Here is a 20,487-nt window from a genome sequence, read left to right on the forward strand (position 1 = left end):
GTGGGTGTCGGTACGGACGGGGGCAGGTCAGGGGAGGTCGGGACGGGCCAGGAAGTCCGCCCGGCCGTCCTTGGCGGCGGCCACGAACATCGCCATCGCCTCCGCGGGGAAGATCAGCGCGGGACCGCCGGGGTCGGTCGACTGCCGGACCGCGACCAGGCCGCCGACGAGCACCTTGACCTCCACGCACGCTTCGCCGTTGGTGCCGCTCCACGGGCGGGACCAGCCCTCGGCGCCGAGTGCGGCGGGGGCGTGCGGAACGTGCGGAACATGCGGAACGTGCGGGGCGTACAGCGCGGGCGGCGGGTTCATCGCAGGTACTCCTTGCGCAGGCCGTCCAGAAAGCCCTTGGTGCGTCGCCGCGCCAGCGCTCCGGTCATCAGATGCTCGAACGTCTGCCGGTAGAGCTCGACTTCGGCGCTCTCGTCCCGGTACGCGGTGCCCAGGAGGCTGTCGACGCACGCGATGTCCGGGAAGTCCGGGATCGGGAAGCGGAAGAGCGTGAACGGCCCGAACGCGCCCCGGTGCAGGCCGGCGTCGAACGGATGCAGCTGGAGCGCCACGTTCGGCAGGTCGGCGGTCTCCATCAGCCGCTCGATCTGCTCGGCCATCACCGCGCGGTCGCCGGCCGGCCGCCGGATCGCGGTCTCGTCGATCACCGCCCACAGGAACGGCGGGCTGTCGGCGCGGGTCAGCACGTTCTGCCGCTGGAGCCGCAGCGCGACCCTGCGGCGCACCTCGTCGTCGGACTCCCGGGGGAAGCCGAGCCGGATGACCGCCTCGCAGTAGGCCGGGGTCTGGAGCAGCCCGGGCACCACCTGGGGTTCGTAGCTGCGGATCTGGGAGGCGGCGCTCTCCAGGCTGACGTACACCCCGAACCTGCCCGGCAGCACGTCGCGGTAACTCTGCCACCAGCCCGACTCGTTGGCCTTGTCGACCAGGGTCAGGAAGTCCGCGGCCTCGGGCCCGGTGACGCCGTACAGCTCCAACAGGGCTTTGACGGTGGCGTAGTTGAGCGAGGTCCTGGCGCCTTCGAGCCGGGTGACGGTGGACTGCGCCACGCGGATGCGCTCACCTGCCTGCGCCGCGGACAACCCGGCCGACTCGCGCAGGTCCCGCAGCCGCCGGCCGAGCGAGATCTGCAACACCGTGGGAGCAGCACGCCGTTCACTCACGCCGATGCGCCTTCCTCTTCGCACGTGCGCCGACCGTGGTGGCAGTCTGCCACGCGTTCGGGCATCAGGCACCCTGCATCATGCACATTGCCCCTTGCGTAGTGATCGGATGCCCGCGCATAGTGAAGCCGTGACACCTGCTGTGACGCCCACTCAGCTCGCCTCGCGCGGCGGCTCGTACGACCCGCGCGGCATGCGGCGTCCGCACGACTCGTGTATCGGGACCGGCGTCCGCGGCCGGGGCGGTGCGGCCGCAGGAGGTGCGGCGACGGCGGGGCACGACTCCCCCAGCGATCCGGAGACACCATGATCCCCACCGTCCACCCCGAAGTGCAGAAGACCGTCGAGGAGTACCTCGCACCGGTCGCGGGGGTGCGCGGCGCCCTGGTGGTCGCGGCGGACGGGCTGCCGCTGTGCGGGTACGAACTGGACGACGAACGCGTCGAGCACTGGGCGGCGTTGGGCGCCACCATGATGGGCGTCGCGCGGCGGGCCGCGGAGCGGGCCGAGGGCGGGGGCATCCGGACGCTGGTGGTCGACATGCACGACGGGCGGATCGTGCTCGCCGAGGCGGGCTCGGACAGCGTGCTGGTGGTGATAGCCGCGGCGGACGCGGAACTCGACCCGGCCGGACCCGAACTCGCCGCGCTCGCGAAGCAGTTGGTGGGCATCCTCGGTGCGGGTGCGCCGGGCGCCGAGGGGGACGGTCCGTCATGACGGACCCGCGCCCGGCGCGCGTCCCCGGCCCGCGGTCCCTGCGCGCCTTAGCCGAAGGGTGCGACGCGCACGCCCGCCCCGCCGCACCCGACCCGTACGGCCCGCGCGACGCGTACGGGCTGTTCGGCCCGCACACCACACGCCCCCGGCCCGAGCCGTCGCCCCTGCCGCCCGGCCGCCCCGCTCCCGCCCAACCCCCGGTCGGCGCGGTCGTGTTCGGGCTGGCCCTCCAGTCGCTGCGCCGCGGCTCCGTGTCCGGCGCGAACCCGGTACGCGGCCGGGCCGACGCGGCCCGGTCCATCGGCGCCGGCACCCGGGCGATCACCCGCCTGGAAGGCGCGCTCGGCGGCCACGGCATCGGCCCGGACGCCCGCCACGCCCTGCTCGCGCGCTACGGCATGACCGACCCCGAAACCCGCGACGCGACCGCGCGGCTCCTCCACGCGCCCGACCCGGCGGCGCTGCACGACAGCGGCGCCGGCTGGCCGCAGCGGCTCGCGGCCTGCGTCGGCCGGGCCGGTCGGGTCCGCACCTACGCCCTGACGGTCTTCCCGCGCGTGCTGTGGACGGCCGGCTACGCCCACGCGCTGTGCACCGCCCACCGGATGCCGCCCGGCCGGTTCACGCCACCGGCCCGGGTGCCCGAGGGGGTGCCGATCACCGCGCTCCTGGACGAGATGGTCCTGTGCCACCTGTGGAACGTCGACCTCGACCCGGCCGTGACCGCCGCCCAACTCGACCACGTGCTCGGCCTCGTGGCCGGCGGCACCCTCACCGTCCGGGTGATCGGGATGCACGCCCAGCCCACCGGCGCCGCCATGATCACCGAACTCGCCCGCGCCGGCGGCCGCCACCACCTCTTCGCCGAGGAGTACGACGACTTCTCCGGCGTCCACTACCGCACCGCACCCTCCCCCGGCCCCTACCCCGGCCTCCTCGACACCGCGGAGAGCCGCGCGATGTCCCCCACCGACAGCCTCGCCGTCCTCAAGGCCGCCCGCCGCCACGCCACCCCCTCGCCCAGCGGCGGCCGTTGACCCCCGCCGCGTCTCCGGCCACCGGTGCCGGGTGGCCCGCCGGCCCGCCGCGGCCCGCCGTGGCCCGCGAACCCGCTCAGGACCGGCGCGAGCGTCGCCGTACGCGTCCGCCGGACATCGTCGCGGGGCAACGCTCAGAGCAGCGGCTTGCGTTCGGGCCACCACCGCTCGACGGCCTCGACGGTGGTGAACGGGCTCACGTTGAAACAGAGCTTCGCACCGGGTGCCAGCTCGTGGGTGGTGTTGACCAGCACCTCCAGCAGCGGGGTGAGCGCCGGGTCCAGCCGGACACCGGCGCCGATCATCACGAGGTCGTAGTCCTTCGCGGCCAGCGCGGCGCGGTACACCGCCTCGGCCGTGCGGCCGTAGTCCAGCAGGCAGAGGTCGACGGTGAAGCCGAGCTCCTCCAGCCGGGCCCGGCCGGCGGCCACACCGGCCCGGACCGTTTCGGCGTCGATCTCGGGGAACGCCGCCCGTGACGAGGGCGCGTCGTCCACCAGCGCGGGGTCCAGTCCGACGGTGAGCATGGTCGGGGACATGCCTCGATACCTCCTGTGCCTCGGGATTTCCGGCTCAAGGGTAGGCAGCGGGGGCGCCGCACGGCCCTCCCCCACTTCTGGGATACCGTTCGGCCGGTGAGTTCCCCGGTGGCCCGGCGCGAGGCCGTGCGTGACATCGAGGCGATCTGCCGTCTCGACCTCGGCTCCCGGGAGCTGCGACGCCGGATCGCCGACCGGCTGACGCGGCTCGTCCCGGCCGACTCCTACTGTTTCGGCACGATCGACCCGACGACGATGCTGATCACCGACGACGTGAGCGTCGGCCTCACGTCGGCCGCGGCCGCGGCGGCCGTGCGCAACGAGTACCTGGTGGACGACGTCCTGAAGTTCTCGGTGCTCGCCCGCTCCAAGGTGCCCGCGGGCACGCTCGGCGCGGCCACCGGCGGCGACCCGGAGTCCAGCCACCGGTACCGGTCCGTGCTGCCGATGATTGACGCGCGGCACGAGCTGCGGGCGAGCTTCGTGAGCGACCGCCGGTGCTGGGGCGCCATCGCCCTGTTCCGCGGCGGTGGGCGGCCCGACTTCACCCCGGCCGACGTCGACGTGCTGCGGCGGCTGTCCGCTCCGGTGGCCACGGCCCTGCGCCGGACCGTTCACCGGGCACCGGGCGGCGACCCCGCTCCGGGCCCGGCCGAGGCGGGCGTGTTCCTGCTCGACCAGGACCTGCGGCTGCTCTCGGAGAATCCGGCCGCGAAACTCTGGCGGGACGAGCTGGTCTCGTCGGGCACTGAGCTGCCCGTCGCGGTCCTGGAGGTCGCCGCGTTGGGGAAGCGCACGACGCTGCCGGCGCACGGGCGGCTCCGCGGCGGTTCGGGCCGGTGGCTGTCGGTCCACGCCTCGCCGCTGAGCGGCGGCCCGCACCCGGCGGTCCTCGCCGTCACGATGCACCCGGCACCGGCCGCCGACGTGGCCGAGGTGCTGCTGCTCGCGTACGGGCTCACCCCGCGCGAGCGGGACGTCCTGGCGCGGGTCGTCGCCGGCCTGCCGTCGCGGGTCATCGCCGCGGAGCTGCACATCACCGCGGCCACCGTGCAGGACCACCTGAAGAGCGTCTTCGCGAAGACCGGTGTCCGCAGCCGCCGCGAACTGGTGGCCACGATCCTGGACTTGTGAGCGAGCGTTTCCCTCACCTGTCCACTGTCCACAAGCGCTGACGGTTCCGCCCGGCCGAGCGGCATCATGTCGCCATGACCCTCGCGACGCGCGCGACCGCCGCCCACCCGTCCGGTGCCACGCCCGGCGCCGACCCGGCCGCGTACGCGCGCGAGTTGCTGGTGGAGCGGCTCAACCGCGCGCTGCGCCGTCCCGCGGACCTCGGTGGCCTGCCCGCCGTACGTTCCCTGCTCGACCGGCTCGCCGCGGACGCCGAGGACGCCGAGGACGCCGGGGCCGCGGCCGGCACCGTGTGGCTGGCCGACACGAACGCGCGGCTGAGCGACGCGGCCCTGCTGCGCCACTGCCTGACGGACCCCGAGGTGCACGTGGCCGCCGCGCAGTACGCCGAGGACGCGCACCGCCTCGGCTGGCTGCGGCCGGACCGTACGCTGCCGGCCGCCGGGCACGCCGCGCTGGTCGAGGGCGTCCTGGAGTGGGCGCGGGCCGACCGGGACGGGGCGGACGTGGTCGCGGCGTACGGGCCGCCCTCGGTGACCTTCGGGGACCCGGACCCGCGCCGGCCGAAGACCCTCGGCTACGTCGGCGCGGACGGGCGCGGCCCGCTCGTCTCCTTCCACCTCGGGCACGCGCCCGGCCGCTCGGGCCCGGTGCTGCTCGCGGCCAGGATCGGCGAGCCGGGCGATTCCCTCTTCCGCTCGGACGGCGGCAGCGAGTTCACCCCGAGCGGGGACGCGCTGCTGGACGCCGAGGGGCAGTGAGGACGGCCGTGCGCGGGGTGGGGGCGGGGGTGCGGGTCAGGTCGGGGTCCACTCGCGGAGGGTGCGGGCCAGGGCGGCGGGCTGGTCGAGCGGGAGGAGGGTGTAGCTGTCCGGGATGGTCACGAGGGTGGCGTGGGGCAGGAGTTCGGCCAGGCGGCGGCCGTGCTCCGGCGGCATGACCTTGTCCTGCTCGGCCCAGACCGCCAGGGCGGGCCGGTCGTAGCCGGCCAGTTCGGCCGCGGCCTCGGTGAGCGCGCCGCGGTGCGCGGAGATGCCGCGCAGTATCCGTACGGTGTCGCGCCGGATGGCGGGCCGGGCGAGCAGCGACTTGATGAAGCGGGCGGTGGCGGCGTCACCGCGCTTGGTCAGCCGGCCGAACGAGACCGGCAGCCGGCGCAGCGGCTTGATCCGCATCTGCTGCATGAACAGGCCGAAGAGGGCGGGCGGGAGCTTGCCGGTGGCGACGACGGTCCGGCCGGTGAGGCCGGGCGGGAAGTTGTCGAACGCGTCGCAGGAGGCGAGCACCACCCGGCCCACCCGCGGCGCGCCCGCGGCGAGCAGGAGCTGGACCAGCGCGCCGCCGGTGTCGTTGCCGACGAGGGTGACGTCGTCGAGTTCCAGCCGTTCCAGGAACTCGCCGAGCAGCCGCGCGAGGCCCCGCGGCGACAGGTCGGCGTCCTCGCGCATCGGCAGCGTGTGCGCGCCCAGCGGCAGCGTCGGCACCACGCAGCGGTGGTCCGCCCGCAGGTCGGCCACGACGTCGTCCCAGAGCGAACCGTCCATCAGCAGCCCGTGCACCAGCACCACGACGGGGCCGTCCCCGCCGGTGTCCTCGTACGCGACGGGTCCGGCCGAAAGGTCGAGCTGTTCCATGGTCGGCCGCCACGTAGGGCTCCGGGTGGACCGCGGCGGGTTCGGCCTGGGGCGGTGCCGGGCGGCGCGGCGGCGACACGGCCTGCCGGGGCCCGGGCCGTGCTCGTGGCGTGCCCGCCGGTACGGCGCGCGGCGGTCCGATGCCTCCGGTGCGCGGCGGCGTCCGGGTCCGGTCGGGCTCTGGCCTCCCAACGTCCGTCCTCCGTCACTCAGTTGGTGGTCCGGCGGGACGGCCCGCGGCGCCGCTGCGCCGGCAGGGCGGCGGCGCCCCTGCCACCCGGGAGCGCCCGCAGCGCCGCGAGTCCCGCGAGGCTCGCGTACCGGCCCGGGCGGGCCGCGCGCAGCCACAGGGCGTAGCCGCTGCCGCCCGCGCCCGCCACGACCAGCAGCCAGGGCAAGGACGTCACGAGCGGGTTCGAAGTACCGGTCAGGACGCGGAAGTTGCACACGACCAGCACGGTGGCGGCGAGCAGCCCGGCGGCGCCCAGCGCGGGGGCGAGCCCGGTGCGCCACCAGTGGCCGGGCCGGCGCCGGTAGTAGCCGAGCACCGCGATCGAGGCGAGGGCCTGGAGCGCGATGACCCCGAGGGTGCCCAGGCCGAGCAGGGTGGTGGACATGTTCAGGTACGGGTCGAGGCCGGCCACGGCGAACACCGTCGCCACGACGGCGGCCAGCGCGGTCTGCACGGCGCTCGCCCGGTGCGGGGCGTGGTGCCGCGGGTGCACCGCGTCGAGCCGGCCGGGCAGCAGCCGGTCCCGCCCGAGCACCAGCAGGTAGCGGTTGGCGGCGTTGTGCAGGGCCAGCCAGCTCGCGAACAGGCTGGTGCAGAGCAGGAGTTGCATGGCGGTGGAGGCGGCGCCGCCCAGGTAGCGGTCGCCGAGGACGAAGAAGAGGTCGCCGAGGTGCGCGGCGGCGGTGGTACGGACCCGGTCCGGCCCGACCGCGCCCACCGCGACCCAGCTGGTGAGCGCGTAGAACGAGGCGACCAGCAGCACCGCGACGAGCGTCGCGCGCGGCACGCTCCGGCCCGGGTCGCGCGCCTCCTCGCCGTAGAGCGCGGCGGACTCGAAGCCGATGAACGACGCGAAGGCGAACATCACGGAGACCCCGGCGCCCGGGACCAGGACCTGGTGCGGGGCGAACGACACGGCGGGCAGAGCCGCCGGGCCGTGCTCGACCAGCACCGCGACGTCCAGCGCGAGCAGGATCGCGATCTCCCCGACCATGCACGCCGCCAGCGCGCGGGCGCTCAACTCGACGTGGCGGTAGCCGAGTACGCCGACCGCCGTGAGCCCCAGCGCGGCCCACACCTCCCACGCGAGGTGCAACCCGTGTGCGGCGGCGACGCCTTGGGCGAAGTACCCGAACGCGCCCAGCAGCGACACCGCGACCGCGTTGTACGCCACGACCGCGACCATCCCGGCGCCGACCGCCACCGGCCGGCCCAGGCCGCGCGCGATGTACCCGTAGAAGCCGCCGCCTTGGCCGATGTCGCGGCTGATCGCGGCGTACCCGCAGGAGAAGCAGAGCAGGGTCAGCCCGGCGAGGAGCAGGAGCGCCGGGACCCCGGGGCCGGCGCCCAGCGCGAAGGAGAGCGGCACCGTGAAGACCATCGCGGCCAGCGGGGCCGCCGCTGCGACGACGATGAAGACGATCTTCGGGGTGGTGAGGGTGCGGGTCAACCGCCCCTGGCGCGCGGCGAGTCGGCCGGGAAGGTCAGCGGCGGCGGATACGGCGTCAGGTGGCGGCAACGGCGACATACCCGGATCTTCCCGGCCCGCCCCACCGCCCGCCGCTCCTTCGCCCCGCCGTCCCACGACGGAGTGACCCCCGACCACCCCAACGCCACACCACCCGGGGCAACTCCGCGTACGCGCGGTGCCGTTCGGCCCCGCGCGGCAGCCCGCTCAGTGGCCCGCTCAGTGGCCCCTTCAGTGGCCCGCCACGGCGACCAGCACGGCAGAGGCCGTGAACAGGCACCCCCAGGCGATCAGGACCCACGGCACGACCCCGGCCCGGACCCGCCGCCCGAACCGCGGCTCGTGCCGTACGGTCCCCCGGCTCGGCCCGCCCGTCGCCCGACCGTAAACCCGAGGCGGGATTCCGGAGGAGGCCGCTACCGTGAGGCCCATGCCACACGCTTCCGCGCTCCTTGTCATCGACATGCAGAACGATCCGATGGAGATCGCCTATCGGGCCGCGGAGACCGTCGCCGTGATCGCCGGGCTGCGCGAGCGCGCCGGGGTCGCCGGGGTTCCGGTCGTGACGATCCAGGACCAGGGCGGCGGGATGGCGGCCGGGACGGAGGGCTGGCGGGTGGTGGCCCGACTGGCTCCGGGCGAGGGCGAGTCGGTGGTGCACAAGACGAGCCCGGACAGCTTTCTCGGCACCGATCTCGACAGGGTGCTGAAGGAGCGGGGCGTCACCGAGGTGGTCGTCACCGGGTTCGCCACCGAGATCTGCGTGGACACCACGGCGCGGCAGGCGCTCAGCCACGGCTACGACCTGGTGGTGGTCGCCGACGGGCACACGACGTCGGTACGGCCCGACGGCGGCGCGTTCGCCTCGCCGGCGCGGTCGATCGCGCACCACAACGAGATCTTCCGGCACCTCGGGTTCCCCGGACGGAGCATCCGGGTGCTGCCCGCGTCCGAAGTGGAGTTCGCCCCGCCCCGATAGGCCGCCCTGCTGCCTGCGCGGGGCGGCGGGCACCGGCACGGGTTGTCGGTGGCTGCTGGCAGCATCGGCGCATGAGTATGGAGACGGTGGAGAAGGAAGACGGCGAGAAGACGTCGTTGCTGGGGTTCCTCGCGGCGCAGAGGGCGTGCGTGCTCGCGGTGGTCGACGGCCTCGACACCGAGGCCCTGACCGCATCGGTGCTGCCCTCCGGGTGGACCCCGCTCGGGCTCGTGGAGCACCTGGGGTACGCGGAGCGGCACTGGTTCCAGGAGGTCGCCACCGGCGCGGCCGAGCCGCTGGACTGGCCCGACGACCCCGCTCCGTTGACGACACCCCGGCCGCCGGACGTGGTCTTCGCCTTCTACCGTGAGCAGTGCCGGCGCTCCGACGCCGTCCTCGCCGCCGCCCCGCTCTCGACGCCGCCGCGGGGCCGGCACCCCGGCGCTCAGGAGGACGAGGTCACCGACCTGCGCTGGATCGTCCTGCACATGATCGAGGAGACCGCGCGCCACGCCGGCCATCTCGACGTCGTGCGCGAGCTGCTCGACGGGCGGACGGGGCTCGGGCCCCGGTAGCCGCCATGCCCGGGCGCCGGGCGGAAGGCGCGAGCGGCACGCGGCAAGGGGCAACGGGCAAGCGGCAAGGGGCAAGCGGCGGGTCAGGCGACCCAGTGCGGGCGGCGGGTCGCGGCGGAGGGCGGGAGCCCGTCGGCGAGCGCGGTCGCCATCCGCTGCACCGCTTCCCGCAGGGTGTCGGGCTCCGCGGTGTAGGGAATCCGCAGCCGCTGCTCGAAGATGCCGGGGTCGGTGGCGAAGTACGCGCCGCCCTCGATCCGTACGCCGTAGTCGAGGACGCGTTCGGCCAGGGCGGAGGCGACGGGTTCGCCGAGGTCGACCCACAACGACAGCCCGCCGGGCGGCAGTTGCCAGGTCCACCGCGGCAGGTGTTCGGCCAGTGCGGCGGTGAGGGCGGCGCGCTGCCCGCGCAGCCGGGTCAGCCGGTCCGGCGGCGGTCCGCCGTCCGCGCCGGACAGCAGGTCGAGCGCGAGGAGTTGGTCGAGCACCGAGCCGCCCATGTCGGAGGCGACGCGCTGCGCGGCGAGTTCGGTGACCAGCCGCGAGGGCGCGCGCAGCCAGCCGACCCGCAGCCCGGCCCAGTGCGTCTTGCTCATCGACCCGACGGTGATGACCTGCCCGGTGCCGCCGGGCGGCGCGTGCGAGGCGAACGGCGCGGGCGCGGGGACGTCCAGGGCGAGTTCGGTGAGCGTCTCGTCGACGACCAGCCAGGTGCCGGCGTGCTGGGCGGCGCGCAGGATACGGGCCCGCTCGCCGTCGGGCATGAGGCATCCGGTCGGGTTGTGGAAGTCGGGGATCAGGTAGGCCAGTTGGGGCACCGCCTGGCGCAGCGTGGACTCCACGATGCCGGCGTCCCAGCCGGTGTCGGCCACCGGCACGGGGACGGTGCGCAGCCGGGCGCGGCGCATCGCCTCCAGGGCGTTGGGGTAGGAGGGGTTCTCGACCGCGATCCGGTCGCCGGGCGCGGACAGCAGGCCGAGCACCAGGGTGAGGGCGTGCTGGGCGCCGGCGGTCACCAGGATCTGGTCCGGCACGGTCGCCAGTCCCCGCCGGGTGAAGCGTTCGGCGACGGCGGCGCGCAACTCCGGCAGGCCGTAGGGGTGGTAGCCGGGGGTACGGGCGTGCTCGGCCACCCGCGGGGCGACCCGGGCGAGAGCGTCCGCGAGGGTCCGCTCGGGCAGCCCGAGGGAGGCCCTGGCCAGGTCGATCGCGGTGTCGGGGAGCCCGAGCGCGCGGGTGACGCCGCGGGGGGTGCGGCCCTCGGGCAGCGCGGTCCAGGTGCCCGCGCCCTGCCGGCTGTGCGCGTGGCCGCTCGCGCGCAGCAGGTCGTACACGGCGGTGACCGTGGCGCGGCTGGTGCCGAGGGCGGCGGCCAGTTCGCGCTCGGCCGGGAGCCGGACGTGCAGGGCGATCCGCCCGTCGAGGATCAACGTGCCGATGGCGCGGGCGAGGTGGCGGTAGGCGGGCCGGGCGCCGGACGGGTCGGGCAGCATCGCGGCGAGTTGCCGGCTGCCCAGGGTCCGGCCGCCGTGCGGCGCGCCCTCCACGGGCCGGGACGGCTGCGGGCCGGCCATACCATTTCCTCCCGATTGGCCATGTGATCCAGGCCAATCACTGTACAGACTCGCCTTCGGTGGCCTCGCCGGCGGACCGGGCGGGGCCTGTGAGGTCCGGCGCTCCCCCGCGGCCACCGTCCGGTGAGGACGGGGCCGTCTCGTGGCGGGCCCACGCGGACCGACCCGATCCCGCTCGACCCGACCCGACCCGACCCCCAGGAGGCGACCGCATGCAGGACCCCGACGACCTCGGCACGGCACAGGACGCCGTCCCCGGCACCGCGAAGGTGACGGTGACGGTGACGTCGACCGCGACGGCGACCACGACGGCAACCGCGACCAACGGCCCCCCGCCCGAAGGGCATCCGGCCGCCCGCCGCACCCCGGCGCCCGCGGACCGCACCGACCGCACCGACCCCGCCGACCGCCCGGTGCGGATCGCCCTCATGGACGCCGGGATCGGGCTGCTCGCCGCCGCGGCCGCCGTGCGCCGGCTTCGTCCCGACGCCGACCTCGTGCTGGCCTCGGACCCCGACGGCATGCCGTGGGGGCCGCGTACCCCCGCCGACCTCGCGGAGCGCGCGCTGGCCGTCGCCGGGGCCGCGGCCGTGTACGGCCCGGACGCGCTGATCGTGGCCTGCAACACCGCCACCGTGCACGCCCTGCCCGCGCTGCGCGCCCGGTTCGAGCCCCGGCTGCCGGTGATCGGCACCGTCCCCGCGGTCAAGCCGGCCGCCGCGGGCGGCGGGCCGGTCGCGGTGTGGGCCACCCCCGCGACCACCGGCAGCCGCTACCAGCGCGCGCTGATCGACGAGTTCGCGGCCGGAGTGCGCGTCACCGAAGTGCCGTGCGCCGGGCTGTCCGACGCGGTGGAACGGGCGGACGGGGAAGCCGTCGAGCGGGCGATCGCCGCTGCCGCCGCGCGCACCCCGACCGATGTAAGGGCTGTCGTCCTGGGGTGCACCCATTACGAACTGGTCGCCGAACAGGTTGGTGCGGCCCTACGGCACCCCGGCCGGCCGCCCGTCGTCCTGTACGGCACCGCGGACGCGGTCGCCGCCCAGGCGCTGCGCAGGATCGGCGCCCGCCCCGCACCCGGCTCCCCCGCCGCCGGCACCCTGCGCGTCGTCCACAGCGGCCGCCCGGCCGCCCTCCCCGCCGCCGCGCTCACCTACCCCGAGGGCCGCCTGCTGCACGCGGCTCCCGGCGGCCCCGCACCCGTACCCGACCGGCGGTCCGCTCGTGCACGGTGACGCCCCGGGCCCCGGCGTCGGCACCCCGCGCCACCCCGCCCCACCGACCCCCGTACCCGCGACCGCACCGGCACCGGTACCGGTACCGGCGCCCCGGACCCGCGCTCCGCTGCCGCCGCTCGGCTACCTCCCGCTCCGCCTGGCCCCCCGCCGCCGCCTGCCCCAACTGCTGGTCGGCCTGGCCCTGTACGGGTTCGGACTGTCCGCCATGGTCCGGGCCTCGCTCGGCGTCAATCCGTGGAGCGTGCTCTACGAGGGGGTGCAGCGGCATACCTCGCTGAGCTTCGGCACGGTCAACGGGCTGGTCGGGGCGTTCGTGCTGCTGCTGTGGATTCCGCTGCGGCAGCGGCCGACGTTCGGCACGGTCGCGAACATCGTGGTCCTGTCGTTCTCCTCCGACCTCGGCCTCGCGCTCCTGCCCCCGCACCCCGGGCTGCCGGCCCGGGTCGGCCTGCTGCTCGGGGGCGTGCTGCTCAACGGGCTCTCCGTCGCGATCTACGTCGGCGCGCGGCTCGGGCCGGGCCCGCGGGACGGGCTGATGACCGGCACCTCGGCCGCCACCAGCCGCTCGATCCGCTTCGTCCGCACCCTGATGGAGGTCACCGTCCTCGCCGTGGGCGTGCTGCTCGGCGGGAGCGTCGGGCCGGGCACCGTGCTGTACGCGGTGGCGATCGGCCCGACCGCCCAGTCGCTGCTGCCGCGCTTCGCCTACCGGACGGCGGCGGACCGCCGCCGCGACGAGGAGGAGGACGCGCGGGCCGCGCCGGTCAGCTCCGGGTGGCGGCTTCGGACCCGGCGTCGGCGGTGACGTCCGCCTCGGCCTTGACGTCCGCGCCGGCCATGCCCTCGGGCTCGGGCCCGCGCGGCGCGGGGGGCGCCGCCGCGGCCGGGGCGGCGGCCTTCTTGCGCCGCTCCTTCAGCTCCTGGCGCAGCAGAATCCACCAGCCGACCGGCACCATGAGGGCGAACAGCCACCACTGGATCGCGTAGGGCAGGTGGACGCCCTGGCCGACGACCGCCATGTCGGTGCCCGAGCTGTCGCTGCCCGGCGCGCCGATCTGCTCGGCGGACTGGCCCTTGGTGAGCGGCGGGCTGGTCTTCACGAGTTCCAGGTAGCCGCTGAGCACCGGCTTGGACAGCTTCTTCGTCTGCTCGGTGCTGTTGATCAGCATGAACTGGCGGGGCGGCAGACCGCCGACGTTCCGAATACCACTGATACGGGTGGTTTCGTCCAGTTGGAGCCGCCCGGTGAGGGTGACCGTCCCGGTGGGCGTCTTCGGCACCGCGGGGAACGCCGCGGTGTCGTCGGCGGGCGCGACCCAGCCCCGGTTGACCAGCACCGCGTCACCGTTGGAGATGATCAGCGGGGTGATCAGGAAGAAGCCCTGGTCGCCGTCGGCGTTGGTGCGGCGCCGGACCACGAACTGGTGCGCGGGGTCGTACTGCCCGGTGGCGGTCACCGGCCGGTAGCGCTCGCTGCCGGGCAGGTTCGCACCCGGACGGGACAGCGTCTGGATCGGGACCGGCTTCGCGTGCTGGGCCAGCGAGATCTTGTGGTTGCTGCGCTTGGTCTGCTCGTAGCGGTGGTACTGCCACAGGCCCAACCGGCCCATGACCAGTATCAGGGCCACGAACAGGATGGTCAGCAGAATCCAGCGGCGGGTGAACACGACGCGAAGCACGAAACGACGTTACCTCCCGCCCCGCGACCACCCGCACACCGGGTGTGCCCTGCGCGGTGCCCGGGCGGGCGAGCCGAGGCCGCGGGGGTCGGGGCCGCGGGGGTCGGCGACCGGGACGGCGCCGCAGTGGTCGGGGACGGGGGACGGGAAACGAGGAACGGGGGTCACCACTCCGCGTCGTCCACGGCCACCTCCGGGCGGCGCGCGGTGTCGCTGATCCGGATCAGGATGCCGACCAGCGCCCAGTTCGCGGTCACGGACGACCCGCCGTACGCGACGAACGGCAGCGTCATGCCGGTCAGCGGGATGAGGCCCATGACGCCGCCCGCCACGACGAAGACCTGGAGCGCGAACGCGGCCGACAGCCCGCCGGCGAGCAGCTTGCCGAACGGGTCGCGGGTGGCGAGCGCGGTCCGCATGCCGCGCTCGACGATCAGCGCGTAGAGCAGCAGCAGCGCCACCACGCCGGCCAGGCCCAGTTCCTCGCCCACGGTGGCCAGGATGAAGTCGGAGTTCGCGGCGAAGCCGATCAGGTCGGAGTTGCCCTGCCCCAGGCCGGTGCCGATCAGGCCGCCGGAGCCGAACGCCCACAGCGCCTGCATGGACTGCTCGGAGTGGCCGGCCAGGCCCTGCCGGCTCTTCAGGTACTCGCCCATGGGGTGCAGCCACGCCTGCACCCGCTGCTGGACGTGCGGCTCGAAGGAGTCGACGCCCACCGCGCCGCCCGCCGCCATCAGCAGGCCGAAGACGATCCAGCTGGTGCGCTCGGTGGCGATGTAGAGCATCACCACGAACATGCCGAAGAACAGCAGCGAGGTGCCCAGGTCCGTCTCGAAGACCAGGATCAGGATCGACACCGCCCACACCGCGAGGATCGGCCCCAGGTCCCGGCCGCGCGGCAGCGCAAGTCCGGCGAAGCGGCGGCCCGCCAGCGCCAGCGCGTCCCGTTTCAGCACCAGGTAGCCGGCGAAGAAGACCGCGATCACGATCTTCGCGAACTCCGCGGGCTGGAAGCTGAACCCGGCCACCGCGACCCAGATCCGCGCCCCGTACACGTCGACCCCGAGCCCGGGCACCAGCGGCAGGAGCAGCAGCGCCAGCGCGCCGGCCATCGAGATGTACGTGTACCGCTGGAGCTTGCGGTGGTCTCTCAGGACCACCAGCACCGTGCCGAACAGCGCCAGCCCCATCGCGGAGTAGAGCAGTTGACGGGGCGTGTCCGCCACGAAACCGGGGTCGGCCCGCAGCCGCTTCGACTGGTCGAGACGCCAGATGATCACCAGGCCGAGGCCGTTGAGCAGCGTCGCGATCGGCAGCAGCAACGGGTCCGCGTACCGGGCGAACCTGCGCACCACCAGATGCCCGAGGCCCGCCAGCAGTCCGAGGCCGAGACCGTAGCTCAGCAGCCCGGAGGGCACCTCGCCGTGCAGGGCCAGTCCGGTGTCGACGTAGGCGAAGACCGGGATCGCGACGGCGAGGAGCAGCAGCGCCAGCTCGGTGTTGCGGCGATCGGGCACGCCCGAGGCGTAGTTCGTCACCATGTGTCCCCCGCGGTCTTCCGTCCCCCGGGCGCCGCCCGCGCGCGACCCGCGCCCGGCGTCCCGCCGCCCCTCCATGATCACGGACTCCGCGGGGCCGCACGCAGTTCCCCGGGTACGTCCCCGGGCCGTCAGCCGGGGTCGGCCTCCACGAGTGCGGCGAGGTTCGCCAGCGCCATCCGCGTGCCGGTCTCGTTGTCGGCGGCGGGCACACCGTCGGGGATGCCCTCGTGCACGACCAGCACCTCGGTGCCGCCACGCCCGTCGGTGCCCGCACCCGCGTCGGTCAGCGTGGTCGTCATCCTCATCACGCCGTGGAAGCGGGCCTCGCCCGTCTCGAACTCGAACTCCTCCACCACTTCCTCGCCGGGCACGAGCCGCACGAACCGGCCGTGGTACGTGTCCGTGCGCGCCTCGGACTTGCCGCTCGCGGCGGGCGCGTCATAGGTGAGCGAGATCCGGAACGCGCCCCCCTCGCGGGCGTCGAACGCGTGCACCTCGCTGCGCATGCCGTCCGGCACCCGCCACTTCGCCAGCGCCTCCGCGTCGACCAGCGCCGCGTAGACGTCCGCGCGCGGCGCGTTCACATGACCGGCCACCCGAGTGGTGTACATGCCCGCACTCTACGGCCGCGCGCGCTGCGGACGGCAGTACGCGCCCCGCGTGCCGCGCCGCCGCCGCGTGCCTCGCCGCGGACCGGACGGCGGCGCGGCCACCGGCGGGATCACGGCGGGGGACCACGGCGGGATCACGACACGACCGGCGCCCCGGCTCCTCAGCGCAACTCCTCAGCGCAGCTTGAGCTTCTTCATGAACCCGGCGTCCACCGCGCCGGCATGGCGGCGGAACGCCGGCAACGGGACATCCCGCAGCTCGCCGGTCTCCAAGTAGCTCTGCCGGCCCGCCGCGTCGTCCACCGTGCCCGCGGGCAGCGCCAGCACGCCGGGGAGTTCGCCGTGCCGCTTCGTGGTGATCTTGGCGACCCGCGCGGAGGTCCCCCGCACGGTCAGCACCAGGCAGGGCCGGTCCTTGGACCCGGGCCCGTCCTCGAAGGGCACCTCCGCCCACCACACCTCGCCCCTGCGCGGCACCCGGTCGGCGCCCCGACTCCCTTGCCCGGAACGCGACTTGGGGCCCGTACCGGCGCGCGGCTGCGGGCCCCGCGGCGGGCGCCGCCGGGTGCGCCGCGGCGGACGCCGCGACCTCGCCCGGCCGTCGATCAGCGCGGCGACCAGCGCCAGCGCCGCCACCGCGGCCACAGCCGCCCACATCCCGCCGCTCATCCCTCGCCCGCCTTCTGTTCACCCGGTTCTCTGCGCCCGGTTCTCCGCACCCGACCCCGCCGACGAGTCTGCCCCACGCCCGCCGCACGCCCCGAACCCGCACCCGGGAGCCCTCCGCGCGCCCCCTCCGTCGCGGCCGTTTCGCGGACACGGCGGCCCCCACGATGCCACGATCGCCCGTATGCGGCTCTCTTCGGCGAACGACTCGCACGGTCCGGAGCGCTACGGTCCGGAGCGCTCGGAGCACCAGGACGGCGCCTGGCAGGCCCTGCTCCGGGAAGGAACCGGCCCCGTGCAGGAGAGCTTCCTCGACCTGGTCAGGAACACCCGGGACTACGTCGGGTACTCCCCCGACGTCGTCTGGGGGAACCTCCAGACGCCCGCCTACGCCACCGCGATGCTCCGGTTGGTCGTCGACTTCCACGAGATCCCCGACGACATCGAGGCCGGGGTCGCCGCACGGACCGCCCGCGCGGCGTACATCGGACGCGACGGCCGCACCTTCCATGTCCTGCTCGGCGAGCAGGCGCTGCTGACGAACATCGGCGGAGCCGGCGTGATGCGCGAGCAGTTGGAACACCTCGCCGGGGCCACCGTGCTTCCCGGGCTCACGCTCGGGGTCATCCCGGCCCGCGCCCGCCGCCACGTCCACCCCGGTGACGGCTTCGCCCTCTTCGACGACCGCCGCGCGGAGGTGGAGGGTTTCCGGGGCGCCGAGACGATCACCGATCCGGCCCGGCTCGCGGTGTTCCGCAAGGCGTTCGGCCTGCTGCGGCGGTCGGCGGTCTACGGGGCGGAGGCACGCGACCTGATCGCGCAGGCGGCGGAGGCGTTCGACCGCGACGGGTACGGCCCGCCCGACAGCTGACCGTTCCTCCGGCGGCGGCCCACCCCGACCAGGCAGGGCCCACCACGCAAGGCAGGGCCCACCCGGCCAGGCAGAACCCACCCGCCCAGGCAGGGCCCACCCCGGCAAGGCTCAGGCCGACAGCGCCGACCGGGCCGCTGTCAGGGCCTGTTCGCCGTAGCCGCGGCCGAAGAGCACCGTGTGGACCAGGAGCGGGAAGAGCTGGTGGAGGGGGACCCGGGAGCGCCAGCCGGCGGACAGCGGCGCGGCCTCGTCGTAGGCGGCCAGCACGCGTTCCAGGTGCGGGCAGCCGAAGAGCCGCAGCATCGCCAGGTCCGTCTCGCGGTGGCCGCCGTGCGCGGCGGGATCGATCAGCCAGGTGTCGCCGTCGGCGCCCCACAGGACGTTGCCGCTCCACAGGTCGCCGTGCAGCCGGGCGGGCGGCTCGGCGGGTCCCGCGAGGTCGGGCAGCCGGTCGCAGACGCGTTCCACGACGGCCGCTTCGGCGGCCCCCAGCGTGCCGAGGTCGACGGCGATCCGCAGGTAGGGCAGCACGCGGTGCTCGGCGTACCAGCGCGGCCAGTCGGGGCCGGTCGCGTCGCGCATCGGTGCGGTGCCGATGTACGCGTCCTCGGGGCCGCCGGGCGGCGGGGCGCCGAACGCGGGGGCGCCGGCGGCGTGCAGGGCCGCGAGGTCGCGGCCGAACCGGTCCGCGGCCCCGGCACCGGGCGGGCCGGTCGGGACCAGGTCGATGACCAGCCACGCGTCGTCGGCGCCCCGGACGGCCGGCACGCGCACCGTGCCCGCGTCGGCGAGCCAGCGCAGCCCGGCCGCTTCCGCGCGAGCCGCCCCGGGGCCGGCACCGCGTTTGGCCAGCACCACGGTGCCGTCGCCGAGCAGCAGTTCGGTGAGCGCGCCGGAACCGCCGCGCCCGCCGGTCACCGGCTGCCCGGTCAGCCGTGCCGCCGCGGCCCGGGCGGACTCGGGGTCGTCCCGGCTCACGCGCCGCGCCTCACGCCGGCCCTCGCTTTTTGCGCCTCACGCGCCGGCCCTCACGCGTCGAGGCGCTCGCGCACCCACGCGAGCAGGCCGGGGGTCGACGCCTCGATCATGTCCAGCACCTCTTCGAAGCCGTCGGGGCCGCCGTAGTACGGGTCCGGCACGTCCAGCCCGTCCGGGCCACCGGTCGCCGCCGGGTCGAACGACCGCAGCATCCGCACCCGCGACGGGTCGTCGACCAGCTTGCGCAGCGCCCTCTCGTGGCCGCGGTCCATCGCCAGGAACAGGTCCGCGTCCAGGTGTTCCGCGCCCACCTGCGCGGCGACGTGGTCCACGGGGTAGCCGTGCCGCTCCAGCACCTCCCCGGCGCGCGGGTCGATCGGGTCGCCGGCGTGCCAGGGCCCGATGCCCGCGCTCGTGACCCGGACCCGGTCCTCCAGGCCCTCCCGGCGCAGGTGTTCGGCGACCACCAGCGCGGCGGACGGCGACCGGCAGATGTTCCCGCTGCAGACGAAGCACAGATGCACGGCACCAGCGTACGGCCCCGCCCTCCCTCGTCCGGGCCCGGAACCGGCTCCGGAACCGACTCCGGAACCCTGGAAACCGCCTCCGGGAACCGGCTGCGGAACTGGCCGGATCTGGACGGTTGTTTCATATGGCGGTCACAGGACGGCTTTCTAGCCTCGCGCAATGACCAAACGAAGCCACGACGAACCCGACAACGCCGTCGTCTCCCAGGCACTGACCCGCCGCCGTGCGCTCGCTCTCGGTGGCGCGGGTGCCGTCGCGCTCACCGGCCTCGGTGCCACCGCGTACGCCGCCGACCGGTCCGCGTCCGGCGGTTCGGCGGCCGTGGCGGCCGCGAAGGCGGAGGCGCTGGCCACCACCGCGTGCATGCAGTTGACCAGCGAGCAGATCGAGGGGCCCTACTACCTCGACTACGAACTCTTCCGGAAGAACGTCGTCGAGGACCGCACCGGCATCCCCCTGCTGCTGGTCCTGCGCGCGGTGGACGCGTCGACCTGCGAGCCGCTGCGCGACTCGGCCGTGGAGATCTGGCACTGCGACGCCTCCGGGGTCTACTCCGGCTACACCCAGACCGGCAACGGCGGGGGTGGCGGCGGGGGCACGCCTCCGACCGACCCGCCGCCCACCGGCACCCCGCCCACCGGCACGCCTCCGCCCGGCGGTGGTGGTGGCGGTGGGCACGCCACCCCGACGGACGACCTCACCTGGCTGCGCGGCATCCAGATGACCGACCACCAGGGCTTCGTCACCTTCCGGACGGTCTTCCCGGGCTGGTACTCCGGTCGTGCCGTCCACGTCCACACCAAGGTGCACACCGGCGGCACCCGCACGTCCACCGCGTACACCGGTGGCCGCACCTGCCACACCGGGCAGTTCTACTTCGCCGAGAGCGCGGTCACCGCGACCACGGGTGTGACCCCCTACTCGGCGAACACCGTCACGCGGGTCACTCTCGACCAGGACAGCATCTACCCGGGCACCGGCACCGAGGGCGGACTGCTCAAGCTCGTCTACGACCCCCGGCACATCCAGCGCGGCGTCGTCGGCTACCTCACCATGGCCGTGGACCCCGGCGCCACCAACGACGGCGAGGGCGCTCCCGGCGGCGGCCCCACCCCCACCGCCTCCCCGACCGACAGCGCCTGACAGCGCCTGACAGCGCCCGACCGTCCCGCGCCCGGGACCGCGGTTCCCCGCATGGCGTGGCGGACCGCCCCCGGTGCGTCGGGACCGATGTCGAGAACGGGGGATCAGTACCGTCCCTGGTACGAGCGCGGCGAGTGGCGCCGCGTCTGACCGGAAGGACGCCGT

22 protein-coding genes are annotated in these 20,487 nt (G+C 75.2%); 10 read left to right on the plus strand and 12 right to left on the minus strand.

Going from position 1 to position 20,487, the window contains the following annotated elements; translation table 11 throughout:
* Positions 1-27 precede the first annotated feature (27 nt).
* Both ACIPAE_RS12265 and ACIPAE_RS12270 read right to left on the minus strand, forming a co-directional pair.
* Entirely contained in the window at positions 28-312 is a 285-nt protein-coding gene (locus tag ACIPAE_RS12265; RefSeq protein ID WP_329362849.1) for a DUF397 domain-containing protein, read from the minus strand.
* Complete coding sequence (locus tag ACIPAE_RS12270) at positions 309-1,175, minus strand: helix-turn-helix transcriptional regulator (protein ID WP_366410846.1); 867 nt, start codon at positions 1,173-1,175, stop codon at positions 309-311. The genes ACIPAE_RS12265 and ACIPAE_RS12270 overlap by 4 nt, the downstream gene beginning before the upstream one ends.
* Positions 1,176-1,481: 306 nt before the next feature.
* On the opposite strand from ACIPAE_RS12270, the gene ACIPAE_RS12275 reads away from it, so the two are divergent.
* Positions 1,482-1,892 carry a roadblock/LC7 domain-containing protein gene (locus tag ACIPAE_RS12275; protein WP_329362851.1) on the plus strand — a complete coding sequence of 137 codons (411 nt, stop codon included), beginning with the start codon at positions 1,482-1,484 and terminating at the stop codon, positions 1,890-1,892.
* The gene (locus ACIPAE_RS12280; RefSeq protein WP_402444726.1) at positions 1,889-2,929 is read left to right on the plus strand and encodes a Scr1 family TA system antitoxin-like transcriptional regulator; all 1,041 of its coding nucleotides are present in this window, start codon (positions 1,889-1,891) and stop codon (positions 2,927-2,929) included. The genes ACIPAE_RS12275 and ACIPAE_RS12280 overlap by 4 nt, the downstream gene beginning before the upstream one ends.
* Positions 2,930-3,063: 134 nt before the next feature.
* Here the strand turns inward: ACIPAE_RS12280 and ACIPAE_RS12285 are convergent, their stop codons facing one another.
* Complete coding sequence (locus ACIPAE_RS12285; protein WP_329362855.1) at positions 3,064-3,468, minus strand: hypothetical protein; 405 nt, start codon at positions 3,466-3,468, stop codon at positions 3,064-3,066.
* Between the two features lie 96 nt (positions 3,469-3,564).
* On the opposite strand from ACIPAE_RS12285, the gene ACIPAE_RS12290 reads away from it, so the two are divergent.
* Both ACIPAE_RS12290 and ACIPAE_RS12295 read left to right on the plus strand, forming a co-directional pair.
* Positions 3,565-4,602: a LuxR C-terminal-related transcriptional regulator gene (locus tag ACIPAE_RS12290; protein ID WP_402444728.1), complete on the plus strand. Its 1,038-nt coding sequence runs from the start codon at positions 3,565-3,567 to the stop codon at positions 4,600-4,602.
* Positions 4,603-4,676: 74 nt separating this feature from the next.
* Positions 4,677-5,363: a hypothetical protein gene (locus ACIPAE_RS12295; RefSeq protein WP_402444730.1), complete on the plus strand. Its 687-nt coding sequence runs from the start codon at positions 4,677-4,679 to the stop codon at positions 5,361-5,363.
* A gap of 36 nt (positions 5,364-5,399) precedes the next feature.
* Here ACIPAE_RS12295 and ACIPAE_RS12300 read toward each other — a convergent pair whose 3' ends face one another.
* Entirely contained in the window at positions 5,400-6,236 is an 837-nt protein-coding gene (locus ACIPAE_RS12300; protein WP_402444731.1) for an alpha/beta fold hydrolase, read from the minus strand.
* Positions 6,237-6,445: 209 nt separating this feature from the next.
* Positions 6,446-7,996: an APC family permease gene (locus ACIPAE_RS12305; RefSeq protein ID WP_402444733.1), complete on the minus strand. Its 1,551-nt coding sequence runs from the start codon at positions 7,994-7,996 to the stop codon at positions 6,446-6,448.
* 370 nt (positions 7,997-8,366) lie between these two features.
* Here ACIPAE_RS12305 and ACIPAE_RS12310 point away from each other — a divergent pair, with 370 nt between their 5' ends.
* On the plus strand, positions 8,367-8,915 hold the full coding sequence (locus ACIPAE_RS12310) for a cysteine hydrolase family protein (RefSeq protein WP_402444735.1): 549 nt from the start codon (positions 8,367-8,369) through the stop codon (positions 8,913-8,915).
* Between the two features lie 71 nt (positions 8,916-8,986).
* Complete coding sequence (locus ACIPAE_RS12315) at positions 8,987-9,490, plus strand: DinB family protein (protein ID WP_402444736.1); 504 nt, start codon at positions 8,987-8,989, stop codon at positions 9,488-9,490.
* An 83-nt stretch (positions 9,491-9,573) separates the two neighbouring features.
* Here the strand turns inward: ACIPAE_RS12315 and ACIPAE_RS12320 are convergent, their stop codons facing one another.
* Positions 9,574-11,064, minus strand: coding sequence for a PLP-dependent aminotransferase family protein (locus ACIPAE_RS12320; protein ID WP_402444738.1), 1,491 nt, complete (start codon positions 11,062-11,064; stop codon positions 9,574-9,576).
* Between the two features lie 413 nt (positions 11,065-11,477).
* Here ACIPAE_RS12320 and ACIPAE_RS12325 point away from each other — a divergent pair, with 413 nt between their 5' ends.
* Together ACIPAE_RS12325 and ACIPAE_RS12330 are read left to right on the plus strand one after the other, a co-directional pair.
* The gene (locus ACIPAE_RS12325; RefSeq protein WP_402445045.1) at positions 11,478-12,299 is read left to right on the plus strand and encodes a glutamate racemase; all 822 of its coding nucleotides are present in this window, start codon (positions 11,478-11,480) and stop codon (positions 12,297-12,299) included.
* Positions 12,289-13,107: a YitT family protein gene (locus ACIPAE_RS12330; protein ID WP_402444740.1), complete on the plus strand. Its 819-nt coding sequence runs from the start codon at positions 12,289-12,291 to the stop codon at positions 13,105-13,107. Before ACIPAE_RS12325 ends, ACIPAE_RS12330 begins: the two co-directional genes overlap by 11 nt.
* Here the strand turns inward: ACIPAE_RS12330 and ACIPAE_RS12335 are convergent.
* The 4 genes from ACIPAE_RS12335 to ACIPAE_RS12350 form a co-directional block, all read right to left on the minus strand.
* The gene (locus ACIPAE_RS12335; RefSeq protein WP_402444742.1) at positions 13,067-13,981 is read right to left on the minus strand and encodes an SURF1 family protein; all 915 of its coding nucleotides are present in this window, start codon (positions 13,979-13,981) and stop codon (positions 13,067-13,069) included. The genes ACIPAE_RS12330 and ACIPAE_RS12335 overlap by 41 nt on opposite strands.
* A gap of 164 nt (positions 13,982-14,145) precedes the next feature.
* Positions 14,146-15,522 (minus strand): FtsW/RodA/SpoVE family cell cycle protein, encoded by a 1,377-nt coding sequence (locus tag ACIPAE_RS12340; protein ID WP_402444744.1) that lies wholly within the window; start codon positions 15,520-15,522, stop codon positions 14,146-14,148.
* 128 nt (positions 15,523-15,650) lie between these two features.
* A complete protein-coding gene (locus tag ACIPAE_RS12345; RefSeq protein ID WP_402444746.1) occupies positions 15,651-16,133 on the minus strand; it encodes an SRPBCC domain-containing protein in 483 nt (160 codons plus the stop codon).
* Positions 16,134-16,307: 174 nt separating this feature from the next.
* Complete coding sequence (locus ACIPAE_RS12350; protein ID WP_402444748.1) at positions 16,308-16,802, minus strand: type II toxin-antitoxin system PemK/MazF family toxin; 495 nt, start codon at positions 16,800-16,802, stop codon at positions 16,308-16,310.
* A 181-nt stretch (positions 16,803-16,983) separates the two neighbouring features.
* Here ACIPAE_RS12350 and ACIPAE_RS12355 point away from each other — a divergent pair, with 181 nt between their 5' ends.
* Positions 16,984-17,670, plus strand: a complete 687-nt coding sequence (locus tag ACIPAE_RS12355; protein ID WP_402444750.1) for a DUF5753 domain-containing protein — start codon at positions 16,984-16,986, stop codon at positions 17,668-17,670.
* Positions 17,671-17,781: 111 nt separating this feature from the next.
* On the opposite strand, the gene ACIPAE_RS12360 is transcribed toward ACIPAE_RS12355, so the two are convergent.
* Positions 17,782-18,651, minus strand: coding sequence for a fructosamine kinase family protein (locus ACIPAE_RS12360; protein WP_402444752.1), 870 nt, complete (start codon positions 18,649-18,651; stop codon positions 17,782-17,784).
* Between the two features lie 50 nt (positions 18,652-18,701).
* Positions 18,702-19,175 carry a low molecular weight protein-tyrosine-phosphatase gene (locus tag ACIPAE_RS12365; RefSeq protein ID WP_366410861.1) on the minus strand — a complete coding sequence of 158 codons (474 nt, stop codon included), beginning with the start codon at positions 19,173-19,175 and terminating at the stop codon, positions 18,702-18,704.
* 163 nt (positions 19,176-19,338) lie between these two features.
* Here ACIPAE_RS12365 and ACIPAE_RS12370 point away from each other — a divergent pair, with 163 nt between their 5' ends.
* Entirely contained in the window at positions 19,339-20,322 is a 984-nt protein-coding gene (locus ACIPAE_RS12370) for an intradiol ring-cleavage dioxygenase (RefSeq protein ID WP_402444755.1), read from the plus strand.
* The last annotated feature ends 165 nt before the right edge of the window (positions 20,323-20,487 follow it).

The organism is Streptomyces sp. NPDC087270, from assembly GCF_044744625.1.
Taxonomy (GTDB): domain Bacteria; phylum Actinomycetota; class Actinomycetes; order Streptomycetales; family Streptomycetaceae; genus Actinacidiphila.

Excerpts from the sequence above, each read along its gene's own strand:
- ACIPAE_RS12320 (WP_402444738.1), bottom strand. The coding sequence starts at position 11,064 with ATGGCCGGCCCGCAGCCGTCCCGGCCCGTGGAGGGCGCGCCGCACGGC.
- ACIPAE_RS12275 (WP_329362851.1), top strand. The coding sequence starts at position 1,482 with ATGATCCCCACCGTCCACCCCGAAGTGCAGAAGACCGTCGAGGAGTAC.
- ACIPAE_RS12340 (WP_402444744.1), bottom strand. The coding sequence starts at position 15,522 with ATGGTGACGAACTACGCCTCGGGCGTGCCCGATCGCCGCAACACCGAG.
- ACIPAE_RS12300 (WP_402444731.1), bottom strand. The coding sequence starts at position 6,236 with ATGGAACAGCTCGACCTTTCGGCCGGACCCGTCGCGTACGAGGACACC.
- ACIPAE_RS12295 (WP_402444730.1), top strand. The coding sequence starts at position 4,677 with ATGACCCTCGCGACGCGCGCGACCGCCGCCCACCCGTCCGGTGCCACG.
- ACIPAE_RS12315 (WP_402444736.1), top strand. The coding sequence starts at position 8,987 with ATGAGTATGGAGACGGTGGAGAAGGAAGACGGCGAGAAGACGTCGTTG.
- ACIPAE_RS12345 (WP_402444746.1), bottom strand. The coding sequence starts at position 16,133 with ATGTACACCACTCGGGTGGCCGGTCATGTGAACGCGCCGCGCGCGGAC.
- ACIPAE_RS12370 (WP_402444755.1), top strand. The coding sequence starts at position 19,339 with ATGACCAAACGAAGCCACGACGAACCCGACAACGCCGTCGTCTCCCAG.
- ACIPAE_RS12285 (WP_329362855.1), bottom strand. The coding sequence starts at position 3,468 with ATGTCCCCGACCATGCTCACCGTCGGACTGGACCCCGCGCTGGTGGAC.
- ACIPAE_RS12280 (WP_402444726.1), top strand. The coding sequence starts at position 1,889 with ATGACGGACCCGCGCCCGGCGCGCGTCCCCGGCCCGCGGTCCCTGCGC.
- ACIPAE_RS12305 (WP_402444733.1), bottom strand. The coding sequence starts at position 7,996 with ATGTCGCCGTTGCCGCCACCTGACGCCGTATCCGCCGCCGCTGACCTT.
- ACIPAE_RS12355 (WP_402444750.1), top strand. The coding sequence starts at position 16,984 with ATGCGGCTCTCTTCGGCGAACGACTCGCACGGTCCGGAGCGCTACGGT.
- ACIPAE_RS12265 (WP_329362849.1), bottom strand. The coding sequence starts at position 312 with ATGAACCCGCCGCCCGCGCTGTACGCCCCGCACGTTCCGCATGTTCCG.
- ACIPAE_RS12350 (WP_402444748.1), bottom strand. The coding sequence starts at position 16,802 with ATGAGCGGCGGGATGTGGGCGGCTGTGGCCGCGGTGGCGGCGCTGGCG.
- ACIPAE_RS12310 (WP_402444735.1), top strand. The coding sequence starts at position 8,367 with ATGCCACACGCTTCCGCGCTCCTTGTCATCGACATGCAGAACGATCCG.